The 21,536-nt window shown below is 69.3% G+C and carries 17 protein-coding genes; 16 read left to right on the top strand and 1 reads right to left on the bottom strand.

Annotation, left to right across the window (positions count from 1 at the left end; translation table 11 throughout):
* Positions 1–105 precede the first annotated feature (105 nt).
* From KUM49_RS06580 to KUM49_RS06655, 16 genes are all read left to right on the top strand, one after another.
* A complete protein-coding gene (locus KUM49_RS06580) occupies positions 106–1,041 on the top strand; it encodes a carbohydrate ABC transporter permease (RefSeq protein ID WP_217235748.1) in 936 nt (311 codons plus the stop codon).
* Positions 1,038–1,934, top strand: coding sequence for a carbohydrate ABC transporter permease (locus tag KUM49_RS06585; protein ID WP_217235749.1), 897 nt, complete (start codon positions 1,038–1,040; stop codon positions 1,932–1,934). Before KUM49_RS06580 ends, KUM49_RS06585 begins: the two co-directional genes overlap by 4 nt.
* A complete protein-coding gene (locus tag KUM49_RS06590) occupies positions 1,931–3,223 on the top strand; it encodes a polysaccharide lyase family 1 protein (RefSeq protein WP_217235750.1) in 1,293 nt (430 codons plus the stop codon). The genes KUM49_RS06585 and KUM49_RS06590 overlap by 4 nt, the downstream gene beginning before the upstream one ends.
* Positions 3,220–4,362 (top strand): Gfo/Idh/MocA family protein, encoded by a 1,143-nt coding sequence (locus tag KUM49_RS06595; protein WP_217235751.1) that lies wholly within the window; start codon positions 3,220–3,222, stop codon positions 4,360–4,362. The genes KUM49_RS06590 and KUM49_RS06595 overlap by 4 nt, the downstream gene beginning before the upstream one ends.
* Complete coding sequence (locus KUM49_RS06600; protein WP_217235752.1) at positions 4,362–5,213, top strand: PmoA family protein; 852 nt, start codon at positions 4,362–4,364, stop codon at positions 5,211–5,213. Before KUM49_RS06595 ends, KUM49_RS06600 begins: the two co-directional genes overlap by 1 nt.
* On the top strand, positions 5,210–6,748 hold the full coding sequence (locus tag KUM49_RS06605; protein WP_308406558.1) for a family 43 glycosylhydrolase: 1,539 nt from the start codon (positions 5,210–5,212) through the stop codon (positions 6,746–6,748). Before KUM49_RS06600 ends, KUM49_RS06605 begins: the two co-directional genes overlap by 4 nt.
* Positions 6,749–6,819: 71 nt before the next feature.
* Positions 6,820–8,796: a pectinesterase family protein gene (locus KUM49_RS06610; RefSeq protein ID WP_217235753.1), complete on the top strand. Its 1,977-nt coding sequence runs from the start codon at positions 6,820–6,822 to the stop codon at positions 8,794–8,796.
* A 49-nt stretch (positions 8,797–8,845) separates the two neighbouring features.
* Positions 8,846–10,195: a sugar ABC transporter substrate-binding protein gene (locus KUM49_RS06615; protein WP_217235754.1), complete on the top strand. Its 1,350-nt coding sequence runs from the start codon at positions 8,846–8,848 to the stop codon at positions 10,193–10,195.
* A gap of 147 nt (positions 10,196–10,342) precedes the next feature.
* On the top strand, positions 10,343–11,140 hold the full coding sequence (locus KUM49_RS06620; protein WP_217235755.1) for a rhamnogalacturonan acetylesterase: 798 nt from the start codon (positions 10,343–10,345) through the stop codon (positions 11,138–11,140).
* Positions 11,141–11,168: 28 nt separating this feature from the next.
* On the top strand, positions 11,169–12,488 hold the full coding sequence (locus KUM49_RS06625) for a polysaccharide lyase family 1 protein (protein ID WP_217235756.1): 1,320 nt from the start codon (positions 11,169–11,171) through the stop codon (positions 12,486–12,488).
* Between the two features lie 179 nt (positions 12,489–12,667).
* Positions 12,668–13,831, top strand: a complete 1,164-nt coding sequence (locus tag KUM49_RS06630) for a pectinesterase family protein (RefSeq protein WP_217235757.1) — start codon at positions 12,668–12,670, stop codon at positions 13,829–13,831.
* Positions 13,831–14,856, top strand: coding sequence for a pectinesterase family protein (locus KUM49_RS06635; RefSeq protein WP_217235758.1), 1,026 nt, complete (start codon positions 13,831–13,833; stop codon positions 14,854–14,856). The genes KUM49_RS06630 and KUM49_RS06635 overlap by 1 nt, the downstream gene beginning before the upstream one ends.
* 4 nt (positions 14,857–14,860) lie before the next feature.
* The gene (locus KUM49_RS06640; RefSeq protein ID WP_217235759.1) at positions 14,861–16,114 is read left to right on the top strand and encodes a polysaccharide lyase family 1 protein; all 1,254 of its coding nucleotides are present in this window, start codon (positions 14,861–14,863) and stop codon (positions 16,112–16,114) included.
* Positions 16,107–17,261, top strand: coding sequence for a dienelactone hydrolase family protein (locus KUM49_RS06645; protein ID WP_217235760.1), 1,155 nt, complete (start codon positions 16,107–16,109; stop codon positions 17,259–17,261). Before KUM49_RS06640 ends, KUM49_RS06645 begins: the two co-directional genes overlap by 8 nt.
* 40 nt (positions 17,262–17,301) lie before the next feature.
* Positions 17,302–18,417 (top strand): chondroitinase-B domain-containing protein, encoded by a 1,116-nt coding sequence (locus KUM49_RS06650; protein ID WP_217235761.1) that lies wholly within the window; start codon positions 17,302–17,304, stop codon positions 18,415–18,417.
* 100 nt (positions 18,418–18,517) lie between these two features.
* The gene (locus KUM49_RS06655) at positions 18,518–19,315 is read left to right on the top strand and encodes an HAD family acid phosphatase (protein ID WP_217235762.1); all 798 of its coding nucleotides are present in this window, start codon (positions 18,518–18,520) and stop codon (positions 19,313–19,315) included.
* Here KUM49_RS06655 and KUM49_RS06660 read toward each other — a convergent pair.
* Positions 19,308–21,536, bottom strand: coding sequence for a family 43 glycosylhydrolase (locus tag KUM49_RS06660; protein WP_217235763.1), 2,229 nt, complete (start codon positions 21,534–21,536; stop codon positions 19,308–19,310). The genes KUM49_RS06655 and KUM49_RS06660 overlap by 8 nt on opposite strands.

Below are 21,536 nucleotides of genomic sequence, written 5' to 3' on the forward strand. Positions count from 1 at the left end.
GTCCCTCACCAGGACAAGAACCGGGCGCGCCCTGAGAGAAAGCGCTTCACCCGAACGCGAGACACCGCACCACAACGCACGACGTACCAGAAACGGAGAACAGTCATGGCCCAAGCCGCCGCCGTGGCGAAACCGCCGGGGCCACCCCGGCGACGCCGTGCCTCCGCCACGCCGCGCAGGCTCCCTTACCTGCTGATCGCGCCGGCGGCCCTGCTCATGCTGGGCTTCATCGCCTACCCGGTCATCAGCGTCTTCTACTACAGCCTGCAGAACTACAACCCCACCAAACCGTGGCGGAACGGCTATGCGGGCTTCGACAACTTCGTCCACGCCTTCACCGACGACCCCATCTTCTGGGACACGCTGACCTTCAGTGCCAAGTGGGTCTTCGTCGAGGTCGGGCTCCAGCTGATGTTCGGTCTGGCGCTGGCCCTCATCGTCAACCAGACCTTCGTGGGCCGCTCGCTCGGACGCGCCATGGTCTTCTCCCCGTGGGCCGTCTCCGGCGTGCTCACCTCCGCGATCTGGGTGCTGCTCTACAACTCCCAGACGGGCATCACCCGTTACCTCGCGGACATGGGCATCGGCAGCTACGGCACCAGCTGGCTGTCGGACACCTCGACCGTGTTCTCGGCGGCGGTCGTCGCCGACCTGTGGCGCGGTGTCCCCTTCTTCGCGATCCTCATCCTCGCCGACCTGCAGTCCGTCTCGAAGGACCTGTACGAGGCCGCCGAGGTCGACGGGGCGAGCCGGATCAAGCAGTTCTGGCACATCACGCTGCCGCACCTGAAGGACGCGATCATCCTGTCCACGCTGCTGCGAGCGGTGTGGGAGTTCAACAACGTCGACCTCCTCTACACCCTCACGGGCGGCGGACCGGCCGGCGAGACGACGACACTCCCGCTCTACATCGCCAACACCAGCGTCGACGCCCACAACTTCGGCTACGCGTCCGCCCTGACCACGGTGGCGTTCGTGATCCTGCTCTTCTGCTCGATGGTCTATCTGCGCCTGAGCAAGTTCGGAGGTGGGGACAAGTGAGCACCAAGGAGGCCACCGCGGTGGCACCGGCCCCCCGGCGCACGGTTCTCGAACCGCAGCGCCCGGTCAAGAAGCGTCCCGCCTGGGACGAGGCCCCTCGCTGGCAGATCTACCTGCCCCTGTCGATCTACCTCGTCTTCACGCTGATCCCCTTCTACTGGATCCTGCTCTTCGCGCTGCGCCCGGCGGGCTCGACCTCGCTCGTGCCCTGGCCGGTCACCTTCGAGCACTTCGAGAAGGTGTGGACCGAGCGCAGCTTCGCCACCTACTTCGAGAACAGTCTGCTCGTCGGTCTCGCCACCCTGGTGATGACGACCCTCGTCGCGCTGGCCGGCGGCTACGCGCTCGCCCGGTTCGACTTCAAGATCAAGCAGGCCTTCATGCTGGCCCTGCTGTGCTCCCAGTTCGTACCGGGCGCGCTGCTCCTGGTCCCGCTGTTCGAGATCTTCGCCGAGCTCCAGATGATCAACTCGCTGGGCAGTGTCATCATCGCGGAGACGGTCTTCCAGCTGCCGCTGTCGATCATCCTGATCAGCAACTTCATCAAGAACGTGCCGTACTCGCTGGAAGAGGCGGCCTGGGTCGACGGCTGCAACCGGTTCACCGCGTTCCGGATCGTCGTCCTGCCGCTGCTGCGGCCCGGTCTGATCGCCGTCGGCTCCTTCGCCTTCGTGCACTCGTGGAACCACTTCCTGTTCGCCCTGATGTTCCTGAACAACCAGAGCAAGCAGACCATCCCGGTCGGCCTCAACACCCTGATGAGCGCGGACAGCGTCGACCTCGGCGCTCTCGCCGCGGGCGGCATCATCGCGGCCGTACCCGTCGTGCTCGTCTTCGCCTTCATCCAGAAGTGGCTGATCACGGGCTTCAGCGCGGGGGCGGTGAAGGGATGAGGAAGCGTCACCTCACCGTGGCCCTCGGCCTGTTGGGGATGCTCTGCGTCCCCGCCCACGCGGAGGCCCGTGACATCAGCCGCGAGACCCTGGCCCCGAACGACGGCTGGGCGGCCGCCGACGGCGGCACCACAGGGGGCGCGGCGGCCGACGACGCCCACGTGTACACGGTCACCGACCGCGCCGGACTGGTCCGCGCCCTCGACGGCGGCAGCGCCACCCCGAAGATCATCAAGATCGCCGGGACCATCGACGCCAACACCGACGACGACGGCGACCGCCTGGACTGCGCCGACTACGCCACCGACGGCTACAGCCTGAAGAAGTACCTGGCCGCCTACGACCCCCGCACCTGGGGTTCGGACCCGCCCAGCGGCCCGCAGGAGGAGGCCCGCCAGGCCTCGGCGGCCAGACAGGCCGAGCGGGTCGTCCTGCCCGTCGGCTCCAACACCACCATCGTCGGCCTCGGCTCCAAGGCCGTCCTCAAGGGTGCCGGCCTCCAGGTCAGCAACGCGGACAACGTGATCATCCGCAATCTCGAACTCCGCGACGCCTACGACTGCTTCCCCGTCTGGCAGCCCAACAAGGGCGGCCTCGGGGACTGGAAGACGGCGTACGACACCCTCTGGCTGCGCGGTGCCACGCACGTCTGGATCGACCACGTCACGGCCTCCGACAAGGGCCACCCGGACGAGAAGGAACCGACCCACTTCGCCCGCAACTACCTCCGCCACGACGGCCTGCTGGACATCACAGGCGGCTCCGACCTGATCACCGTCTCCTGGAGCCGCTTCGCCGACCACGACAAGGCGATGCTCATCGGCAACAGCGACTCGGCCACCGGCGACCGCGGCAAGCTCCGGGTGACCCTGCACCACAACGAGTTCGAGTCCGTCGTCCAGCGGGCGCCCCGCGTCCGCTTCGGGCAGGTGCACCTGTACAACAACCGGTACGTCGTCCCGGAAGACGTACACGACTACCGCTACTCCATCGGGGCGTCCACCGAATCGGCGATCCGTGCCGAGAACAACGTCTTCCACGTGCCCGGCCACATCGAGGCCGCCGACCTGGTCAAGAGCTGGAACGGCACCGCCCTGCACACGAGCGGCAACCTCTTCAACGGCTATCCGGTGGACCTGCTCACGATCTACAACGCCTACAACTCGGCCAGTGAGCGTGACCTCACAGCGGACGTCGGCTGGACACCTACCCTGCACACAAAGATCGACAGCGCCGAGGCGGCCGACCGAGAGGTGGCACGCGGCGCGGGCGCAGGGAGGACCCCATGACCGTAGACATCGTCCTGGCGGGCGCGCGTGGCCACGGCCACTGGCACCTGGACAACATCCGCAGGCTCCAGGACAAGGGGATCGTCCGGCTCGCCGGTATCTGCGAGCTGACCCCGCTGACCGCGGACGAACTGCCCGAGGGCCTCGGCGCGCCCGAGCAGTCCGCGGACTTCGGTGCCCTCCTCGACTCCACCGGCGCCCGGATCGCTGTGATCTGCACGCCCATCCACACCCACACGGACCTGGCGCTGACGGCCGCGCGCAGGGGCGTCCACCTCCTGCTGGAGAAGCCGCCCGCCCCCTCGTACGCCGAGTTCCGCCGCATGGCGGACGGGGTCGCCGAGGCCGGGGTCGTCTGCCAGATCGGCTTCCAGTCGCTCGGCTCGCACGCCGTGCCCGCGGTCCGCGAGCTGATCGCCGAGGGCGCGATCGGCGAGCTGGCCGGCGTCGGCGGGGCCGGTGCCTGGGCGCGTCCCGAGGCCTACTACCGGCGGGCACCCTGGGCGGGCAAGCGGCGGCTGAACGGCGTCGACGTGATCGACGGGGCGCTGACCAACCCCCTCGCGCACGCCGTCGCCACCGCCCTGGCCCTGGCCGGTGCCCCGCGCGCCGAGGACGTCGCCGGGATCGAGACCGAGCTGCTGCGTGCCAACGACATCGAGTCCGACGACACCTCCTGCGTCCGTGTCACCACCACGGGCGGCCTGCCGGTCACCGTCGCCGCGACCCTGTGCGCCGAGGACCCGGACGAGCCGTACGTCGTCGCGCACGGCAGCCACGGCCGGATCACCCTCTGGTACAAGCAGGACCGCGTGCTGCTCCAGCGCGCCGACCACGGCCCCGAGGAGTACGAGTACGGCCGCACCGACCTGCTGGAGAACCTCGTCGAGCACCTCACCGACGGCACGGAACTACTGGTCACGCCGGACGTGACGGGCTCCTTCATGAAGGTCGTCGAGGCGATCCGGCAAGCCCCCGACCCGGCCCCGCTGCCGGAGGGCACCTGGCAGCTGCTCCCCGACGAGCAGCGCCGGGTCGTGTCCGGCATCGACGGACTCGTCGCGGCCGCCGCCGACAACCTCGCCCTCTACTCCGAGCTGGGCGCCCCCTGGGCCCTACCGAAAGAGGTGAGCACGTGATGACGACCACGACCAACGACTCGGCGGTGCTGCGCGTCGCGGGCCGACCGGTCGGCCGGTACGTCACCCGGCCCGAGCTGCCGGCCCGGCTCTCCCCGCGCCCGTACCTGCACCCGGTCACCACCCTGGCCGGCACGGCGGTGACCGAGCTCAGCCCCGCCGACCACACACACCACCTCGGCGTCGGTGTCGCCGTTCCCGACGTCGAGGGGTTCAACTTCTGGGGCGGACGCACCTACGTCCGCGAGCAGGGCCCGACCGAGCTCGACAACCACGGCGCCCAGCGCCACACCACGTTCCAGCTGCGCGACCCCGACGGGTTCGTGGAGGAGCTGCGCTGGGTGGCCGCGGACGGTGAGCTCCTGCGCGAACGCCGTACCGTCGCCGCCACCGAACTCACCGACACCGCCTGGGCGCTGGACTTCACCTTCTCCCTGACCAACGTCACCGCCGACCCGCTGTCGATCGGCAGCCCGGCGACCAACGGCCGCCCCGGCGCTGCCTACGGCGGCTTCTTCTGGCGGGCGCGCAAGGAGGACGAGGCCCCGCAGGTCTTCACCGCGGGCACCGAGGGCGAGGCCCGGATCCACGGCACCCGCGCCGACTGGCTCGCCCTGGCCGGCGCCACCTGGACCCTGGTCTTCGCCGGTGCCACCGAGCAGACCCGCCGGGACCCGTGGTTCGTCCGCACCGCCGAGTACCCGGGCGTCGGCTCGTCCCTGGCGTACGAGGAACGGGTGCCGATCGAGCCGGGAGACACCGTCGTACGCCGGATCGTCACCGTGGTCGCCGACGGCCGCCTCGACCGGAACGGGGCCGCGGCCCTCATCCGCAAGGCGGTGAGCCTGTGACCGCCGAGACGATCCCGGAGGCCGTTCCGACCGCCGAGACGTATACGAACCCCGTCCTGAACGCCGACTGGTCCGACCCGGACGTGGTCCGCGTGGGCGACGACTTCTACCTCACCGCGTCCAGCTTCGGCCGCGCCCCGGGCCTGCCCCTGCTGCACTCCCGCGACCTGGTCAACTGGACCCTGGTCGGCCACGCGCTGGAACGCCTGGAACCGGCGAGCGAGTTCAGGTCCCCGCGGCACGACTGCGGCGTCTGGGCACCCGCCTTGCGTCACCACGACGACCGCTTCTGGATCTTCTGGGGCGACCCCGACCAGGGCGTGTTCCAGATCAACGCCCCCGAGATACGCGGCCCGTGGACCCGCCCCCATCTGCTGAAGGAGGGCAAGGGGCTCATCGACGCCTGCCCCCTGTGGGACGAGGAGACCGGCGCGGCCTACCTGGTGCACGGCTGGGCCAAGTCGCGCTCGGGCATCAAGAACCGGCTCACCGGCCACCGCATGCACCCCGACGGCACGTCACTCCTCGACGAGGGCAAGGTGATCGTCGACGGCGACCGCATCCCCGGCTGGTTCACCATCGAGGGCCCCAAGCTCTACCGGCACGACGGCTGGTTCTGGATCTTCGCCCCGGCCGGGAGCGTCGAGACCGGCTGGCAGGGCGCCTTCCGCTCGCGTGGCTTCTTCGGGCCGTACGAGGAGAAGATCGTCCTGGAGCAGAAGGACACCGACGTCAACGGCCCCCACCAGGGCGGCTGGGTGCGCACCCCGTCCGGCGAGGACTGGTTCCTGCACTTCCAGCAGCGCGGCGCCTACGGCAGGGTCGTCCACCTCCAGCCGATGCGCTGGGGCGCGGACGGCTGGCCGGTGCTCGGCGACGACGGCGCCCCCGTGGCCGAACACCCGAGGCCCGATCTGCCACCACAGCCGGCCGCGGCGCCCGCCACCGACGACGACTTCCCCGGCGGACGCTTCGGCCGCCAGTGGCAGTGGACGGCCAACCCGCAGGACGGCTGGGCCACCCAGCACTCCGGGGACGGCCTCAGACTGGCCTGCGTCCGCACGGCCGACGCGCACGACCTGCGCAAACTGCCGAACGTCCTCACCCAGCGGCTGCCGGGCGTCCCGTCCGCCGTCGAGGTGGAGCTGACCCTGCACGGCGAGGAGCCGGGCGCACGGGCCGGCCTCGCGGTCCTCGGAGACGCCTTCAACTGGATCGGACTCCAGCGGGGCGCCGACGGGACGGTCCACCTCGTGCACCGGTTCGCCGAGACCGTCGCCGAGAAGGAACGCGACGCCGACCACCCGCGGCTCGCGCCCGAGGGGCGGGCCAGGCTGCGCATCGAGATCGGCGCCGGAGCACGCTGCCGCTTCTTCTACGACGTCGGCGACGGACTGCGCCCCTCCGGCCAGGTCTTCGCCGCCACCCCCTGGCGCTGGGTCGGCGCCCTGCTCGGCCTGTTCGCCCTGGCGCCAGTGGGCCCGGGACACGCGGGCGCGGCGAGTTTCACGCAGTTCAGGATCAGCCCGCTGTAGATCAGTCCCGCCGTAACACACCGCTCGCGTACGTCTGTTGATCGCACGTAGAACGCCTTTTGGGAGCCGCAATGACGCACCCCCAGAGCAAGCGCTTGCCGAGGTCGGGGCACGGCAGAGTCGTGGCCGCCGCGCTCGGCCTGGTGGCCGCCCTGTGCCTCGGCACGGTCGGTGAGGCGAAGGCCGCGGACCCTTTACCGGCCGCGACCGACCGCTGGAGCGACCGGGCCCACGGATTCGCCTCCCTCGCCGGCGGTACCACCGGCGGCGCGGGCGGCAAGGTCGTGACCGTCACCGACCAGGCCGCGCTGGCGACGTACGCGGCGGCCGAAGAGCCGTACGTCATCCGGGTGTCGGGGGCGATAGCCGTCGAGCCGTTCGGTGCGGAGATCGTCGTGACCTCGAACAAGACGATCATCGGCGTCGGTGACACCGGCGAGATCGTCCAGGGCGAGCTGCACCTCAACCCCGGCACGCACAACGTGATCATCCGCAACCTGACGATCCGCGACTCGGCGGTCGAGGGCAACTGGGACTGCAAGGACACCGACTTCGACGGCATCCAGATGGACACCGTCCACCACGTGTGGGTCGATCACAACCGCTTCTCGAACATCTGCGACGGGCAGCTGGACGTCCGCAAGGACAGCGAGTACGTGACCGTCTCGTACAACCGGTTCGAGAACAACAACAAGACGTTCGGACTCGGCTGGACGACCAACGTCAAGACGCAGATCACGATCGACCACAACCTGTTCGCCCACACCAAGCAGCGCAACCCGTCCGTGGACAACGCCGCCTACGCGCACCTGTACAACAACCACCTGACGGCACAGGCGGATCCGGGCGACCCCGTGTGGACGTACGGCAACTGGTCGCGCGGCCGGACCAAGATGGTCATCGAGAACAGCTACTACCGGGACGTCCAGCACCCCTACCAGGCCGACACCACCGCCGAGCTGGTGGAACGCGGATCGATCCTGCGGAACACGAGCGGGCGGACCGACGAGTGGGGCGCGGCCTTCGATCCTCGGGAGTTCTACGACTACCGGCTGGATCCGGCTGCCGCCGTGCCGGCTCTGGTCCAGCGGTTCTCCGGGCCGCAGAAGCGCATCGGTACCACGCTGCACGTCCCCGCCGACTATCCGACCGTGCAGGCCGCCGTGGACGCCGTGCCCGACGGCAACGCCGTGCCCGTGACGATCGCGGTCGCGCCGGGCACGTACCGGGCAAAGGTCCTCATCCCCGCGACGAAGCCGAACATCGTGCTCCAGGGGACTGGACAACGCCGGTCCGACACCGTCATCGTCTACGACACGCCCGCCGCGTACGGCGGCTCCACCGGGAGCGCGACCGTACGGATCGCCGCGCACGACGTCACGGCCCGCAACCTCACCTTCAGCAACGACTTCGACGAGGCCGCGCACGAGCTCAGCGCCGAGCAGGCACTCGCCATGAAGACGACCGGCGACCGGATCGTCTTCGAGAACACCGCCTTCCTGGGCAACCAGGACACCCTGATGACCGACAGCCCCAAGCTGGACGTCATCAGCCGGGTCTACATCCGCGACTCGTACATCGAGGGCGATGTCGACTTCGTCTACGGACGCGCGACCACCGTCATCGAGCGGTCCGTCATCAAGGCGCTCAGCCGGGGCTCCGCCACCAACAACGGCTACATCACGGCGGCTTCGACCTGGACGGGGAACCCGTACGGATTCCTGATCACCAAGTCGAAGGTCGTGAGCGACGCGCCGGACGGGTCTTTCCACCTCGGCCGGCCCTGGCACCCGGGCGGTGAACCGGCCGCGGTCGCCCAGGTGCTGATCCGCGACACCGAGCTGCCCGCCGCGGTCAAGTCCTCCCCGTGGACCGACATGAGCGGGTTCTCGTGGAAGGACGCGCGGTTCGCCGAGTACCGCAACTCCGGGCCGGGGGCGGGCATCACCGCGGACCGGCCGCAGCTGAGCGACGCCGACGCGAAGGCGCACACCGTCGCGAACTACCTCAAGGGCACGGACAACTGGGCTCCGTATGCCCGCCACTGACCCCCACAACTTCATGTCCCCGCTGGATCCAGAAGAAGAGAGCCGACCAATGAAGATCAGCATCCGTAGAAGCAGGCGCGCTGCCATAGCCGTCGCCCTGGGTTCCGTGCTCGCGCTCACCGCCACCGCGTGCGGTGACGACGGCAGCGGCTCCGGCGGTGACAAGGGCGCCGAGGGCAGCGGCAAGGGCAAGGTCCTCTTCTGGGACAACAACGGTGGTGTCCGCACCGACATCTGGAAGGAGATCATCGCCGACTTCGAGAAGGCGAACCCGGACATCGACGTCGAGTACGTCGGGATCGCCTCCACCGAGTACCAGTCCAAGGTCGACACCGCCATCCAGGGCGGCGGCCTGCCGGACGTCGGCGGTGTCGGCGCGGCGATGATCGCGGCGATCTCCGCACAGAACGCGCTGGACCCGCTGGACGACCGTCTCGCCAAGTCCTCCCTCAACGGCAAGCTCAACGAGGACATGGTCAAGTCGCTGAAGGCGGCCGGCGGCGGCGACGGCACCCTGTACTCGATCCCGACCTCCGCCAACAACGGTGTGCTCTACTACCGCACCGACCTGTTCGAGCAGGCGGGCCTGGACGCGCCGACCACCTGGGACAAGTTCTACGAGGCCGCGGACAAGCTCACCGACAGCGGCAAGAACAAGTTCGGCTACACCATCCGCGGTGGTGCCGGCTCCATCGCCCAGGCGCTGGACGCGATGTACGGGCAGTCCGGCATCACGTCCTTCTGGGACGCCTCCGGTGAGGAGACCACGGTCAACGACCCGAAGAACGTCGAGGCGCTGAAGAAGTACGCGGCCCTCTTCAAGAAGGTCACGCCGGCCGCCGACCTGAACAACGACTTCACCAAGATGGTCGCGCAGTGGGACTCCGGCACGATCGGCATGCTGAACCACAACCTGGGTTCCTACCAGGACCATGTGAAGGCGTTCGGGACCGACAAGTTCCGGGGTATTCCGCAGCCGATCGGTGCTTCCGGCAAGCGGGTCCAGGTGTCCAACCCCGTGGACGGGCTCGGGCTGTTCAAGACGTCCAAGAACAAGGAAGCCGCCTGGAAGTTCATCGAGTTCGCCACCTCGCACGCGGAGAACTCGAAGTTCAACGAGTCGGCCGGTCAGGTTCCGGCGAACAACGACGCCGCGAAGGACGCGTGGGTTTCGAAGGCCGAGCCCACGAAGCTGGCGGCCGATGCGCTGAGTGACGGTTCCACGACCATTGTTCAGCTGCCGTACTACCTGCCCGACTGGGGCACCATCTCGAAGTCGGACAACGAGCCGAACTTCCAGAAGGTGCTGCTCGGCAAGATGAGCGCGAAGGACTTCCTCGACACGCTGGCCGAGCAGTTGAACACGGCTCAGGCGGAGTGGAACGAGCAGAAGGGCTAAGAACTCGGCAGGTTCGGCTTTGCGGCCGGCCGCGGGTTTGTCGTGGCCGGCCGCGCGGTTCCCCGCGCCCCTTCGGGGGCGCGGGGGACACCCCCCACGTGAAAGGCACCCTCTATCTCGTAAGGCCGTCGAGAAAGGCACATCGTCGTGTCGCTCACCCGCAGACAGGTCACCACCGCGGCGCTCGCCGCCGCTCCTCTCGCTTTTGCCGCAACCGGTACCGCGCAGGCTTCAGGCCGTCGTCCGCGGACCCTCTATGTCGCAGGTGATTCCACCGCCGCCCAGAAGTACTCCGCCGCCGCCCCCGAGACCGGGTGGGGCATGGCGCTTCCGTTCTTCCTGCACAAGGACCGGCCCGTCGCCAATCACGCGGTGAACGGACGGAGTTCGAAGAGTTTCGTCGACGAGGGACGGCTCGACGCCATACTCTCCGCGATCCGGCCGGGGGACTTCCTGCTCGTCCAGTTCGCGCACAACGACGAGAAGACCGAGGACCCCACTCGTCACACCGAGCCCTGGACGACGTACCAGGACTATCTGCGCCTGTACATCGAGGGCGCCCGGGCCCGCGGGGCCCGGCCCGTGCTCGCCACGTCCGTCGAACGTCGCAGGTTCGACGCGAACGGCAACGCCCTGCCGACCCACGGCGAGTATCCGGCGGCGATGCGTGCGCTCGCCGAGGAGGAGCGCGTGGCGCTGCTCGACCTGCAGGCCCTCTCACTCGCGCTGTGGCAGAAGCTCGGCGTCGAGGAGACGAAGAAGTACTTCAACTGGACCGCGACCGAGCAGGACAACACGCACTTCAACCCGCCGGGCGCGATCGCCGTGGCCCGGCTGGTCGCCGCCGAGCTGCTGCACCACCGGGTGCTGGGGCGCCAGGACGTGCGCCGGCTCGACGCGGAGATCCCGGAGTCCTGGATCACCTGGCCGACGGCCACCGCGTAACCACCTTTCATCGAGAGAGAGCGGCACCATGAACACACGTATATGGCATGGGCATGTCACCAAGAAGATCGCCGTGCTGATCGGCTGCACCGCGCTCGTCCTCGGTGTCACCGGCACCACCGCCCAGGCCGGGTCCGGGTCCCGTGACCTCGGCCGCCAGGTCCTCGGGGCGAACGACGGCTGGGGCTCCGAGGGGGCCGGGACGACCGGCGGTTCGGCCGCGGACGCCGAGCACGTCTACACCGTCAGCACCTGGGCGGAGTTCAAGGCCGCCCTGAAGGCCGGCGGCACCGCACCCAAGATCATCAAGGTGAAGGGGATGATCGACGCCGTCTCGGAGGGCTGCGAGGCCTTCGTCGCCGGCGGCTACGACCTCCAGCAGTACCTGAAGGACTACGACCCCGCCGTCTGGGGCAACGACAAGGTCGCCAGCGGTCCGCAGGAGGACGCCCGGGTCGCGTCCGCCGCCAACCAGGACACGGCCATCAAGGCCAACGTGCCCAGCAACACCACCATCGTCGGCGTCGGCAGAAACTCCGGCATCCTCGGCGGCAGCCTCCAGATCAAGGGTGTCTCGAACGTCATCCTGCGCAACCTCACCATCGAGGCCCCGCTCGACTGCTTCCCGAAGTGGGACCCGACCGACGACAACAACACCGGCAACTGGAACTCCGAGTACGACGCCGTGGTCGTCTTCGGCACCGACCACGTGTGGATCGACCACAACACGTTCACCGACGGGCGCTACCCCGACAGCGAGCGGCCGTCCTACTTCGGCAAGGTCTTCCAGCAGCACGACGGGCTGACGGACATCGTGCGCGGCTCCAACCACGTGACCGTGTCCTGGAACCGCTTCCAGGACCACGACAAGAACATGCTGATCGGCAACAGCGACGGCACCGCCGCCCTCGACGCCGGCAAGCTCAAGGTCACCATGCACCACAACCTCTTCGACGGGATCCTCCAGCGCTCCCCGCGGGTGCGGTTCGGACAGGTCGACGTCTACAACAACCACTACGTGGTGTCCGACGAGCAGAAGTCCGACTACTACATCTTCGGTGTCGGCATCTCCTCACAGCTCCACGCCACCCACAACGCGATCTCGCTGCCGGCCGGTGCAAGCGTCGGCAAGGTCCTGAAGAGGTGGAACGACTCGCCGCTGACCGCCGAGAACAACTACGTCAACGGCAAGCTGACCGACCTGATCGCCGTGCACAACGCGGAGATCCCCGCCGAGACCCTGCGGTCGGGCGCGGGCTGGACGCCGACCCTGCGCACCAAGGTCGACCCGCCGAAGGCCGTCCCGGCGATCGTCGGCCACCGTGCGGGCGCCGGCCGCCTGCACTGACGCACACCGGACCAAGTGGGCGTCGGCCTTCCGCGCCGACGCCCGCGAACCGGCCGGGGCGGGACCGCACCGCACCCCGATCAGGGATGCGCCCGCCCCGGCTCCTGTTCCTCCCCCCGCCCGCGAGGAAGCACCCCACCGGACCACCCCGCCCAGCCGCACCTCCAAGGAGCACCCGCATGTCCTCGCCCCACGTCCAACTGCCCCTGTCCAGAAGGGGATTCTTGATGGCGAGCGCCGGAGCGGGCGCCGCGCTCGGGCTGGCCGCCGCGCCCTCCGAGGCCGCCGCCCGGCCCCGCCCGTTCGGCCGGTACGGGTCCCCGGCCGCGCGCCTGACCCCGAAGACGCTCTACGTCGACCAGCAGGGCCGCGGCGACTTCACCACCGTCCAGGCAGCCGTGCGGGACGCCACCACCGCCGGGTACACCCTGGTCATCGCGCCCGGCGTGTACCGCGAGACGGTGTCCGCCGGGGTCGTCGACCCGGCCACCGGGCAGCGCACCGAGGCCGCCGCCGAGATGACCTGGATCGGCGCGAGCGAGAACCCGCGCGACGTCGTCATCGTCTACGACAACGCGGCCGGCACGATGAAGCCCGACGGCTCCGGCACCTACGGCACCACCGGCTCCGCCACCACCCTGATCCGCACCGACGGCTTCACCGCCCGCTGGATCACCTTCGCCAACGACTGGCTGCGCGCCGACCACCCCGGGGTGTCCGGCACCCAGGCCGTCGCCATCAAGGTGCTCGGCGACCGCTCGGCCTTCCACCACTGCCGTTTCCTCGGCCACCAGGACACCCTGTACGCCGACTCCTTCGCCCTGTCCGTCTTCGCCCGCCAGTACTACGCGCACTGCTACGTCGAGGGAGACGTCGACTTCGTCTTCGGCCGGGGCACGGCGGTCTACGAGAACTGTCACTTCCGCACCCTGAACCGCACCGACCTCACCAGCGCCCCGTACGGCTTCGTCTTCGCGCCCTCCACGGCCGGCGCCAACCCGCTCGGCTACCTGGTGCTCCGCAGCCGGATCACCAGCGAGGCCCCGGACGCCTCCTACAAGCTGGCCCGGCCCTGGGTCCCCAGCTCCGACACCACCGCCCGCCCGTCGCTCACCGTGCGGAACACCTGGCTCGGCCCGGGCATCGACGCGGTCGCGCCCTACACCAACATGTCGGACGCCTTCCCGTGGCAGAACCAGCGGTTCGCCGAGTACCGCAACACCGGGCCCGGCGCGGAGATCACCGTGCCCGCCAACCGTCCCCAGCTCACCGACGAACAGGCCCGGTCGGCGACGCGTGCGGCCTACCTCGGTGACTGGACGCCGTGGAAGGGGGCGCGCTGATGCGCAGGCGCACGCTGCTCACGGGCATCACCGGCACACTGGTGGCGGCCGGTGCCGGTCCCGCGTGGGCGGTGGGCCGCCGTGTCCTGCACGTCCGCCCCGGAGACTCCGTTCAGGCGGCCGTCGACGCGGTGACCGGCCCCGGCTGGACGATCGTCGTGCACCCGGGGACGTACCGCGAGGTCGTCAAGGTCCCCGCCGACAAGGCCGGGCTGACCCTGCGGGGTGCCACGCGCGACCCACGGGACGTCGTCATCGTCCACGACAACGCCAACGGCACGCAGAAACCCGACGGCTCGGGCACGTACGGCACCGCGGGCTCCGCCACCTTCACCTCGGCGGCCCCCGGGCTCACCGTCCGCGACCTCACCCTCGCCAACGACTGGCTGCGCGCCGACCATCCCGAGATCACCGGAACGCAGGCGGTGGCGGCGTACACGTACGGCGACCGCACCCACTTCGAGAACGTGCGCCTGCTGGCCCACCAGGACACCCTCTTCGTCGAGACGACCGCGCTGGACGTCTTCGACCGGCAGTACTTCCACCGCTGCTACATCGAGGGCGACGTGGACTTCGTCTTCGGCCGGGCGACCGCGGTCTTCGAGGACTGCCACTTCCGCACGCTGCGACGGGACGTGAGCTTCACGCCCAAGGGCATGGTCTTCGCCCCGTCCACCGCCCGTGCCAACCCGCACGGCATCCTCGCCCTCCGCTCCCGGATCACCTCCGCCGCGGAGGACGGGGCGTACAAGCTGGCACGGCCGTGGGTGCCGTCGTACGAGACGACCGCCTGGCCCTCCCTCGTCGTGCGGGACACCCGGATCGGCCCCGGGATCGACGCGGTGGCGCCGTACACCAACATGCGCGAGGCGTATCCCTGGCAGACCATGCGGTTCCGGGAGTACCGCAACACCGGTCCGGGCGCGGCGATCACCGTGCCGGAGAACCGGCCGCAACTGACGGCGTCCGAAGCCGAGCGGCACACCAAGCAGACGTACCTCGGCGACTGGCGGCCCCGTGCGTAGGGCCGTGACAGCCCTCCTGGCCTGCGCGTTCCTGCTCGTGCCGACGACGGCCTCCGCCGCCGAGCGCGCACCCGTCGGCTGGGCCTCCACCGGCACGGGCACCACCGGCGGGGCGGGCGGCACCACCTGGACGGTGCACACCCGCGCCGAACTCAAGGAGGCCCTGGCCAACGGGGGAGACCCCGCCGCACCCAAGGTGATCCGGGTCGTCGGCGACATCAACGGCCATGAGGCGGCGGACGGTTCGCTGCTCGGCGAGCAGGACTACGCGCCCGGCTACGACCTCGCCAAGTACATGTCCTGCTTCGGCGAGGACGGCGGCGCCTGGTCCGACACCCGCCACGACTACTGCAAACAGCAGCGCCAGTTACGGCAGACCGGGTCGACGAAGGAGAAGCTGCAGATCCAGCTGACCGTGCCGAGCAACACCACCCTGGTCGGCGTGGACGGCTACGCCCGGCTCCTCGGCGTCTTCCTGACCGTCAACACCGGCACGAACATCATCGTCCGCAACCTCCACCTCGAAGCCCCCGTCGACCACTTCACCAGCTGGTCGCCAAACGACGGGACACAGGGCAACTGGAACGCCCGCTTCGACGCGATGACCGTGATCACCGGCAAGAACATCTGGGTCGACCACTGCACCTTCACCGACGGCCGCTTCCCGGACCGCGAGGCGCCCCTCGGCTTCCACGGCGAGCACGTCCAGCGCCACGACGGCCTCCTCGACATCGAGGACGGCTCCGACTTCGTCACCGTCTCCGACAGCCGCTTCACCGACCACGACAAGGCGATCCTCATCGGGTCGGGGGACGGGCGCGGCGACCGGGACCGCGGGCACCTCAAGGTCACCTTCGTCCGCAACCTCTTCACCGACATCGTGCAGCGCGCCCCCCGCGTCCGCTTCGGACAGGTGCACGTCGTCAACAACGTCTACCGGGGCCGGGCCGCCGACACCCTGTACGCGCTCGGCGCCGGCCTGGAGTCCGCGATCTTCTCCGAGCGCAACGTCCTCCGGTACCCGCGCGGCACCCCGGCCCTCGCGGTCGCCGATTACGGGGGCGAGCACTTCCGGGACACCGGCTCCTGGTTCAACGGCCGTCCCGCCCACCTGAACGCCGTGGCGAACGGCCTCGGCCTGACGAACGACGTCGGCTGGGACCCCGCCGACGTCTACGACCACCGGCCGCTCCGATCCCCGTCGGCGGTCGAGCACCACGTCCTGCGTCACGCCGGCCCCGGGAGGCAGTATGACTGAGCTGTTCGGCCGCCGGACCTTCGTGGCGGGAGCCGCGGCGGCGGCGTTCCTCGGCGGCACTCCCGGACAGGCCCAGGCCGCCGAGCTCGTCGGCGGCAACCTCCCCGACTTCCACCCGGCGCTGAAGGACGAGCTGCGCTTCCCGCTCGCCTGGGGCACGTCACCCGTCCGCGACTTCAGGTCCTGGCGCCGCGCCGCCCGTTCCAAGGTCGAGGAGCACCTCCTCGTCGACCGGCAGGACAAGACGCCCTACGCGCCCGAGTTCACCGCCGGCCCCCAAGGGGAGGGATACACCAGGGAGTTGGTGACCCTCTCCCTCACCTCGTACGAACGCGTCCGCGGCACCCTGCTCACCCCGCACGGCACCGGCCCCTTCCCCGCCGTCCTGCTCCTGCACGACCACGGAGCCAGGTTCGACATCGGGAAGGAGAAACTCGTCCGGCCCTGGTACGACGACACCCGCCTCGCCTCCGGGCAGGCATGGGCGGACAAGTACTTCAGCGGACGCTTCGTCGGCGACGAACTGGCCCGGCGCGGCTACGTCGTCCTGTGCCTGGACGCGCTCGGCTGGGGCGACCGCGGCCCCCTCACCTACGAGCAGCAGCAGGCCCTCGCCTCCAACTTCTACAACCTCGGCTCCTCGCTCGCCGGACTCATGGCCCGCGAGGACGCTCGCGCCGCCGCCTTCCTGGCCGGCCTCGACCGCGTGGACGCACGCCGGGTCGCGGCCGTCGGGTTCTCCATGGGCGCGTACCGCGCCTGGCAGACCGCCGCGCTCAGCGACCACCTCGCCGCCGCGGCGAGCATGTGCTGGATGACCGGGCTGAAGGAAATGATGGTGCCCGGCAACAACACGCTGCGCGGGCAGTCGTCGTACTACATGCTCCACCCCGGGCTTCCCCGGTTCCTCGACTTCCCCGACGTGGCGGGCATCGCCGCACCCAGGCCGATGCTCTTCTTCAGCGGCGCGCTGGACACCCTCTTCCCCGCCGACGGCGTACGGGTGGCCCACGACAAGCTGCGCGCCGTCTGGCGCTCGCGCCACGCCGAGGAGCGGTTGCACCTCAAGACCTGGCCCGACCTCGGCCATGTCTTCGTCGACCGCATGCAGGACGAGGTCTTCACCTGGCTGGACCGCGTCCTGTGACCCCCTCCCCATCCGCACGACGTCAAAGGATCCGCACTCCATGACTCGTCGTACCGCTCTGACCACCCTCGGCACGGCCCTCGCCCTCGGCGCCGCCCTCGCCTTACTCCCCACCCAGGCACAGGCGGCGACCGTGGTCGTCAGCAACTCCACCGACCTGTCCAACGCCATCAAGAACGCCACACCCGGCACCGTCATCCAGGTCCGCGGCGGCACCTACTACCCGACCGCCACCCTCCAGTCCACGGCCAACGGCACTTCCTCGGCGCCGGTCACGCTCACCGCGTACGGCTCGGAGACGGTGAAGATCGACGGGTCGTCGCTCCCCTCCGGCGGCTGGATCCTCAAGCTCACCGCCGACTACTGGAACGTCTCCAACCTGACCTTCCAGAACTCCCCGGACAGCGCCGTCGTCTGCCAGTCGTGCACCGGCACCAACTGGAACAACATCAAGACCGTCAACGGCGGCGACTCCGGCTTCACGCTCACCGGCGACGGCACGGTCAACAACACCGTCAGGAACATCGACAGTTACGGCCACTACGACGCCGCCACCCACGGCGAGAACGCCGACGGCATCGCCGTGAAGTTCGGCTCCGGCACCGGCAACCTCATCACCGGGGCCCGCCTCTACAACAACTCCGACGACGGCCTGGACTTCTGGTCGTTCTCCTCGCCCGTCACCGTCGAGCACACCTGGGCCATGGGCAACGGCAAGAACCGCTGGTCCGACTCCGCCTTCGCGGGCGACGGCAACGGCTACAAGCTGGGCGGCGACGGCGAGGTCGTCGCGCACGTCATCAACAACTCGGCCGCCTGGGACAACGCGGGCAACGGCTTCACCGAGAACAGCAACAAGGGCGCGATCGTCATCAACCGCACCACCGCCTACGCCAACGCCAAGTGGGGCTACTACTTCGCCACCGGCGCGGCCAAGCTGGGCAAGAACCTGGCCGTGAGCAACGGCGGCGGATCCGTCAACAAGGGCTCCTCGGTGGCCTCGTCCGGCAACAACTGGGACTCCGGGATCTCCACCCCGGCGTTCAGGTCGACGGACGCGAGCAGCACGTACAACGCCCGCAGTTCGAGCGGCACCCTGCCCGCCACGACGTTCCTGACGACGGGCTCGACCACCATCGGCGCGACGATGAACTGAGCCGACCGAGGCCGTCGACCCGATTTTTGCTCCTTGAAGTGGTCAAGATCGGGCAACGGGTCTCGTGCTCGCGATGGTGCGGCGCGTAGAAACCTGTCACATGCACAAGTCACTGCGTATCGCTGCTGTCACCGCCGCCTGTGCCGTAACGGGTGCCGCCCTGTACGGCGCAGGTGCGGCCACCGCCGGCCAGTCCACGGCCAACTCCACCCACGAGCCCTACAACATGGGGCTTCTGGCCAAGGACATCGACACCTACTACGGCACCACCCTCGACGCGAACGGTGTCTACCAGGCGTCCGCGGACAGTCCGTACGCCAAGGACCTCGCCCGCATCGACGTCGCCGCGAAGAAGCAGATCGACCAGGCGGTCCCCAAGTCGCTGCACAAGGGGGAGAGACCCGCGGTCGTCTTCGACATCGACGACACGCTGCTGCTCAGCCTGGACTACGAGAAGAAGTACAACTACGGCTACAACAGCGCCACCTGGGCCGCGTACGTGAACCAGGCCGACCGTCCGGCCGTGTTCGGCAGCCCCGAGCTGGTCAGGTACGCGCAGTCCAAGGGTGTCGAGGTCTTCTACGTCTCGGGGTTCAGCGCGGCGCAGCGCTCCGCCGCCGTCGACAACCTGAAGAAGGTCGGCGCGGACGTGAATCTCGACGCCGGCCACATGTTCCTCAAGGACACGGCCAACCCGCCGTCCTACCTGAGCGGTTGCGCCACGCCGGGCGCCTGGACCTGCACCACCGTGCAGTACAAGTCCGGCACCCGGCGGCACATAGAGAAGGACCTCGGGTACGACATCGTCGCCAACTTCGGCGACCAGTACTCCGACCTCGACGGCGGCTACGCCGACCGCACGTACAAGCTGCCGAACCCGTCGTACTTCGTCAGTTAGACCGCACGGGCCTGATCGACTCCAGCGTCGGCACCACCGGCTTGATCGTCCCGTCCGCCGCGAACTCCATGCGGTCGATGGTCGTCTCGCGGTGCATGCCGTCGCCGCCCGGCCTGCCGGGGCCGTTCAGGGCGAACCGGTGGTAGACGGCATACCAGTCGTCGGTGCCCGGGGCGTTCACCACGGAGTGGTGGCCGGTGCCGAGGATGCCGTACTCGGCACGCTTGGACAGGATCGTCCCCCGCTTGGTCCACGGACCGAGCGGGGACGGTCCGGTCGCGTAGGCGACGTGGTAGTTCTCGCTGCGGGTGTCGTCCTCGGACCACATGAAGTAGTACGTGCCGTTCCGCTTGATCACGAAGGATCCCTCGCGGAAGTTGTCCGGGGTGATGTCCTGCACCTTCGTCGCGTCGAAGGACACCATGTCGTCGTTGAGCGGCACCACGTACCCGCGTCCGTTGCCCCAGTAGAGATACGACGTCCCGTCGTCGTCCGTGAAGACGGCCGGGTCGATCATCTGGCCGCTCAGCGCACCGCCCTTGGCCACCAGGGGTTTGCCGAGCGCGTCCTTGAAGGGACCGGCGGGGGAGTCGGCCACCGCCACGCCGATCTGCTGCTCGGCGCAGAAGTAGAAGTAGTACTTGCCGTCGCGCTCGGCGATGGCGGGCGCCCACGCGTACTTGTCCGCCCAGGTCACGTCGGGCCCGAGGTCCAGGATGACGCCGTGGCCCTTCCAGTGGACGAGATCCTTCGACGAGTACGCCGTGAACCGCGTACCGCCCCAGCCCTGGAAGCCGTCCGTCGTCGGGTAGATCCAGTACTCGCCGTTCAGATAGTGCACGTCGGGGTCGGCGTTGAGGCCCGGCAGGATCGGGCTGCGGGTGCGGACCGCCTCGACGGTCCAGGCGCGCTTCGTCCCGTCGGCGGCCGTCACGGTGTACGTCTGCGGCTTGCGGAAGTCCCGGCGGGTACCGGACCGCGGGCTCACGCTCGCGCCCTCGCTCACATGCAGCTTCGGGGCGAGCCGCGACGCGTCCACGCCGGGCTCCATCGGCAGCACGGTCTTCGACGCGGCCTCGGTGACGACCGCGTACCCCTTCTGGCCGGTCACCGTCGCGTCCACGACCGACGCCGGCGTGGCCGGGTACGCGGCAAGGAGCCGGTCGTACTCGGCTTGCGTCACCGGCAGCACCGTGCCGTGCCGCGGGCTCGCGGGCAGCTGGTAGTTCGCGGACATCGTCCACCTGCCCGAGTCGAGGTCGGTGGTCTCGAAGGGGACGTAGCCGCGGCCGCCGTACTCGTCGATGAACAGGTACCACTTCTTCTCGGTGTTGGACTTGAAGACCGTCGGCCCCTCGCCGCGGGTGATCGAGCCGCTGCCGATGCAGTCGGAGACGAAGTCGTACGAGGTGTCCGTCAGGCTCGTCGACTTCTCCCCGGTGATGAACTTGGAGCAGGGCGAGCTGGAGGACGGGTCCCGCTCGTCCTTGGTGTAGCGGTAGTAGGTGTCCTTGTGCTTCACGACCGTCGAGTCGATGACCGAGTAGCCGGGGTCGTCCCAGACCTTCGGCTCGCTGAAGGTGCGGAAGTCCTTCGTGGTCGCGTAGAGCATCTTGTTGTACGTCGATCCCGTGTGGCCCGGATCGTCGTCGGCGTACAGCTTCGACGCCCAGAAGACGACGAACTCGCCGAGCGAGTCGTCCCAGTAGGCCTCCGGCGCCCAGGTGTTACCGGCGCTGTCCGGAGAGACCTTCACCAGGCGCTGGTCGGTCCAGTGGACCAGGTCCGTGGACTCCCACACCATGATCGACTTGCTGCCGTGCCGCTGGACCTGGTCCCAGCTGCCGCTGCTGTTGCGGTACATCCTCAGGTCGGTGGCGATCATGTAGAACCTGTCGCCCTCGGGGGAGCGGATCACGAACGGGTCCCGCAGCCCCTTCTCGCCGATGGTCGACGTGAGGACCGGCTTGCCCGCGTTCAGCTCACGCCAGTGCAGCGCGTCGTTGCCACGGCTGAGGGCATAGCGGATCTGCTCGCCGTCGGCGGTGCCCTCGCCGGTGAAGTAGGCGAAGAGGTAGCCGGCGTACTTGGGCTGCTTCACGGGTGGTGCTCCTGAATGCGCGGTGCTGGGCGGACTGGCGACAAGGGAGAGGAGGGAGAGGAGGAGGGCCAGGAAGGGGATCAGGAGCGTGCGGGCGGTACGGCCTCTGGGGGGTCGCAT

Origin of the sequence: Streptomyces sp. AC555_RSS877 (genome assembly GCF_019049245.1) — a bacterium.
Lineage (GTDB): Bacteria > Actinomycetota > Actinomycetes > Streptomycetales > Streptomycetaceae > Streptomyces.

Excerpts from the sequence above, each read along its gene's own strand:
- KUM49_RS06615 (WP_217235754.1), top strand. The coding sequence starts at position 8,846 with ATGAAGATCAGCATCCGTAGAAGCAGGCGCGCTGCCATAGCCGTCGCC.
- KUM49_RS06645 (WP_217235760.1), top strand. The coding sequence starts at position 16,107 with ATGACTGAGCTGTTCGGCCGCCGGACCTTCGTGGCGGGAGCCGCGGCG.
- KUM49_RS06655 (WP_217235762.1), top strand. The coding sequence starts at position 18,518 with ATGCACAAGTCACTGCGTATCGCTGCTGTCACCGCCGCCTGTGCCGTA.
- KUM49_RS06600 (WP_217235752.1), top strand. The coding sequence starts at position 4,362 with ATGACGACCACGACCAACGACTCGGCGGTGCTGCGCGTCGCGGGCCGA.
- KUM49_RS06625 (WP_217235756.1), top strand. The coding sequence starts at position 11,169 with ATGAACACACGTATATGGCATGGGCATGTCACCAAGAAGATCGCCGTG.
- KUM49_RS06595 (WP_217235751.1), top strand. The coding sequence starts at position 3,220 with ATGACCGTAGACATCGTCCTGGCGGGCGCGCGTGGCCACGGCCACTGG.
- KUM49_RS06635 (WP_217235758.1), top strand. The coding sequence starts at position 13,831 with ATGCGCAGGCGCACGCTGCTCACGGGCATCACCGGCACACTGGTGGCG.
- KUM49_RS06650 (WP_217235761.1), top strand. The coding sequence starts at position 17,302 with ATGACTCGTCGTACCGCTCTGACCACCCTCGGCACGGCCCTCGCCCTC.
- KUM49_RS06630 (WP_217235757.1), top strand. The coding sequence starts at position 12,668 with ATGTCCTCGCCCCACGTCCAACTGCCCCTGTCCAGAAGGGGATTCTTG.
- KUM49_RS06590 (WP_217235750.1), top strand. The coding sequence starts at position 1,931 with ATGAGGAAGCGTCACCTCACCGTGGCCCTCGGCCTGTTGGGGATGCTC.
- KUM49_RS06660 (WP_217235763.1), bottom strand. The coding sequence starts at position 21,536 with ATGCGACCCCCCAGAGGCCGTACCGCCCGCACGCTCCTGATCCCCTTC.
- KUM49_RS06610 (WP_217235753.1), top strand. The coding sequence starts at position 6,820 with ATGACGCACCCCCAGAGCAAGCGCTTGCCGAGGTCGGGGCACGGCAGA.
- KUM49_RS06580 (WP_217235748.1), top strand. The coding sequence starts at position 106 with ATGGCCCAAGCCGCCGCCGTGGCGAAACCGCCGGGGCCACCCCGGCGA.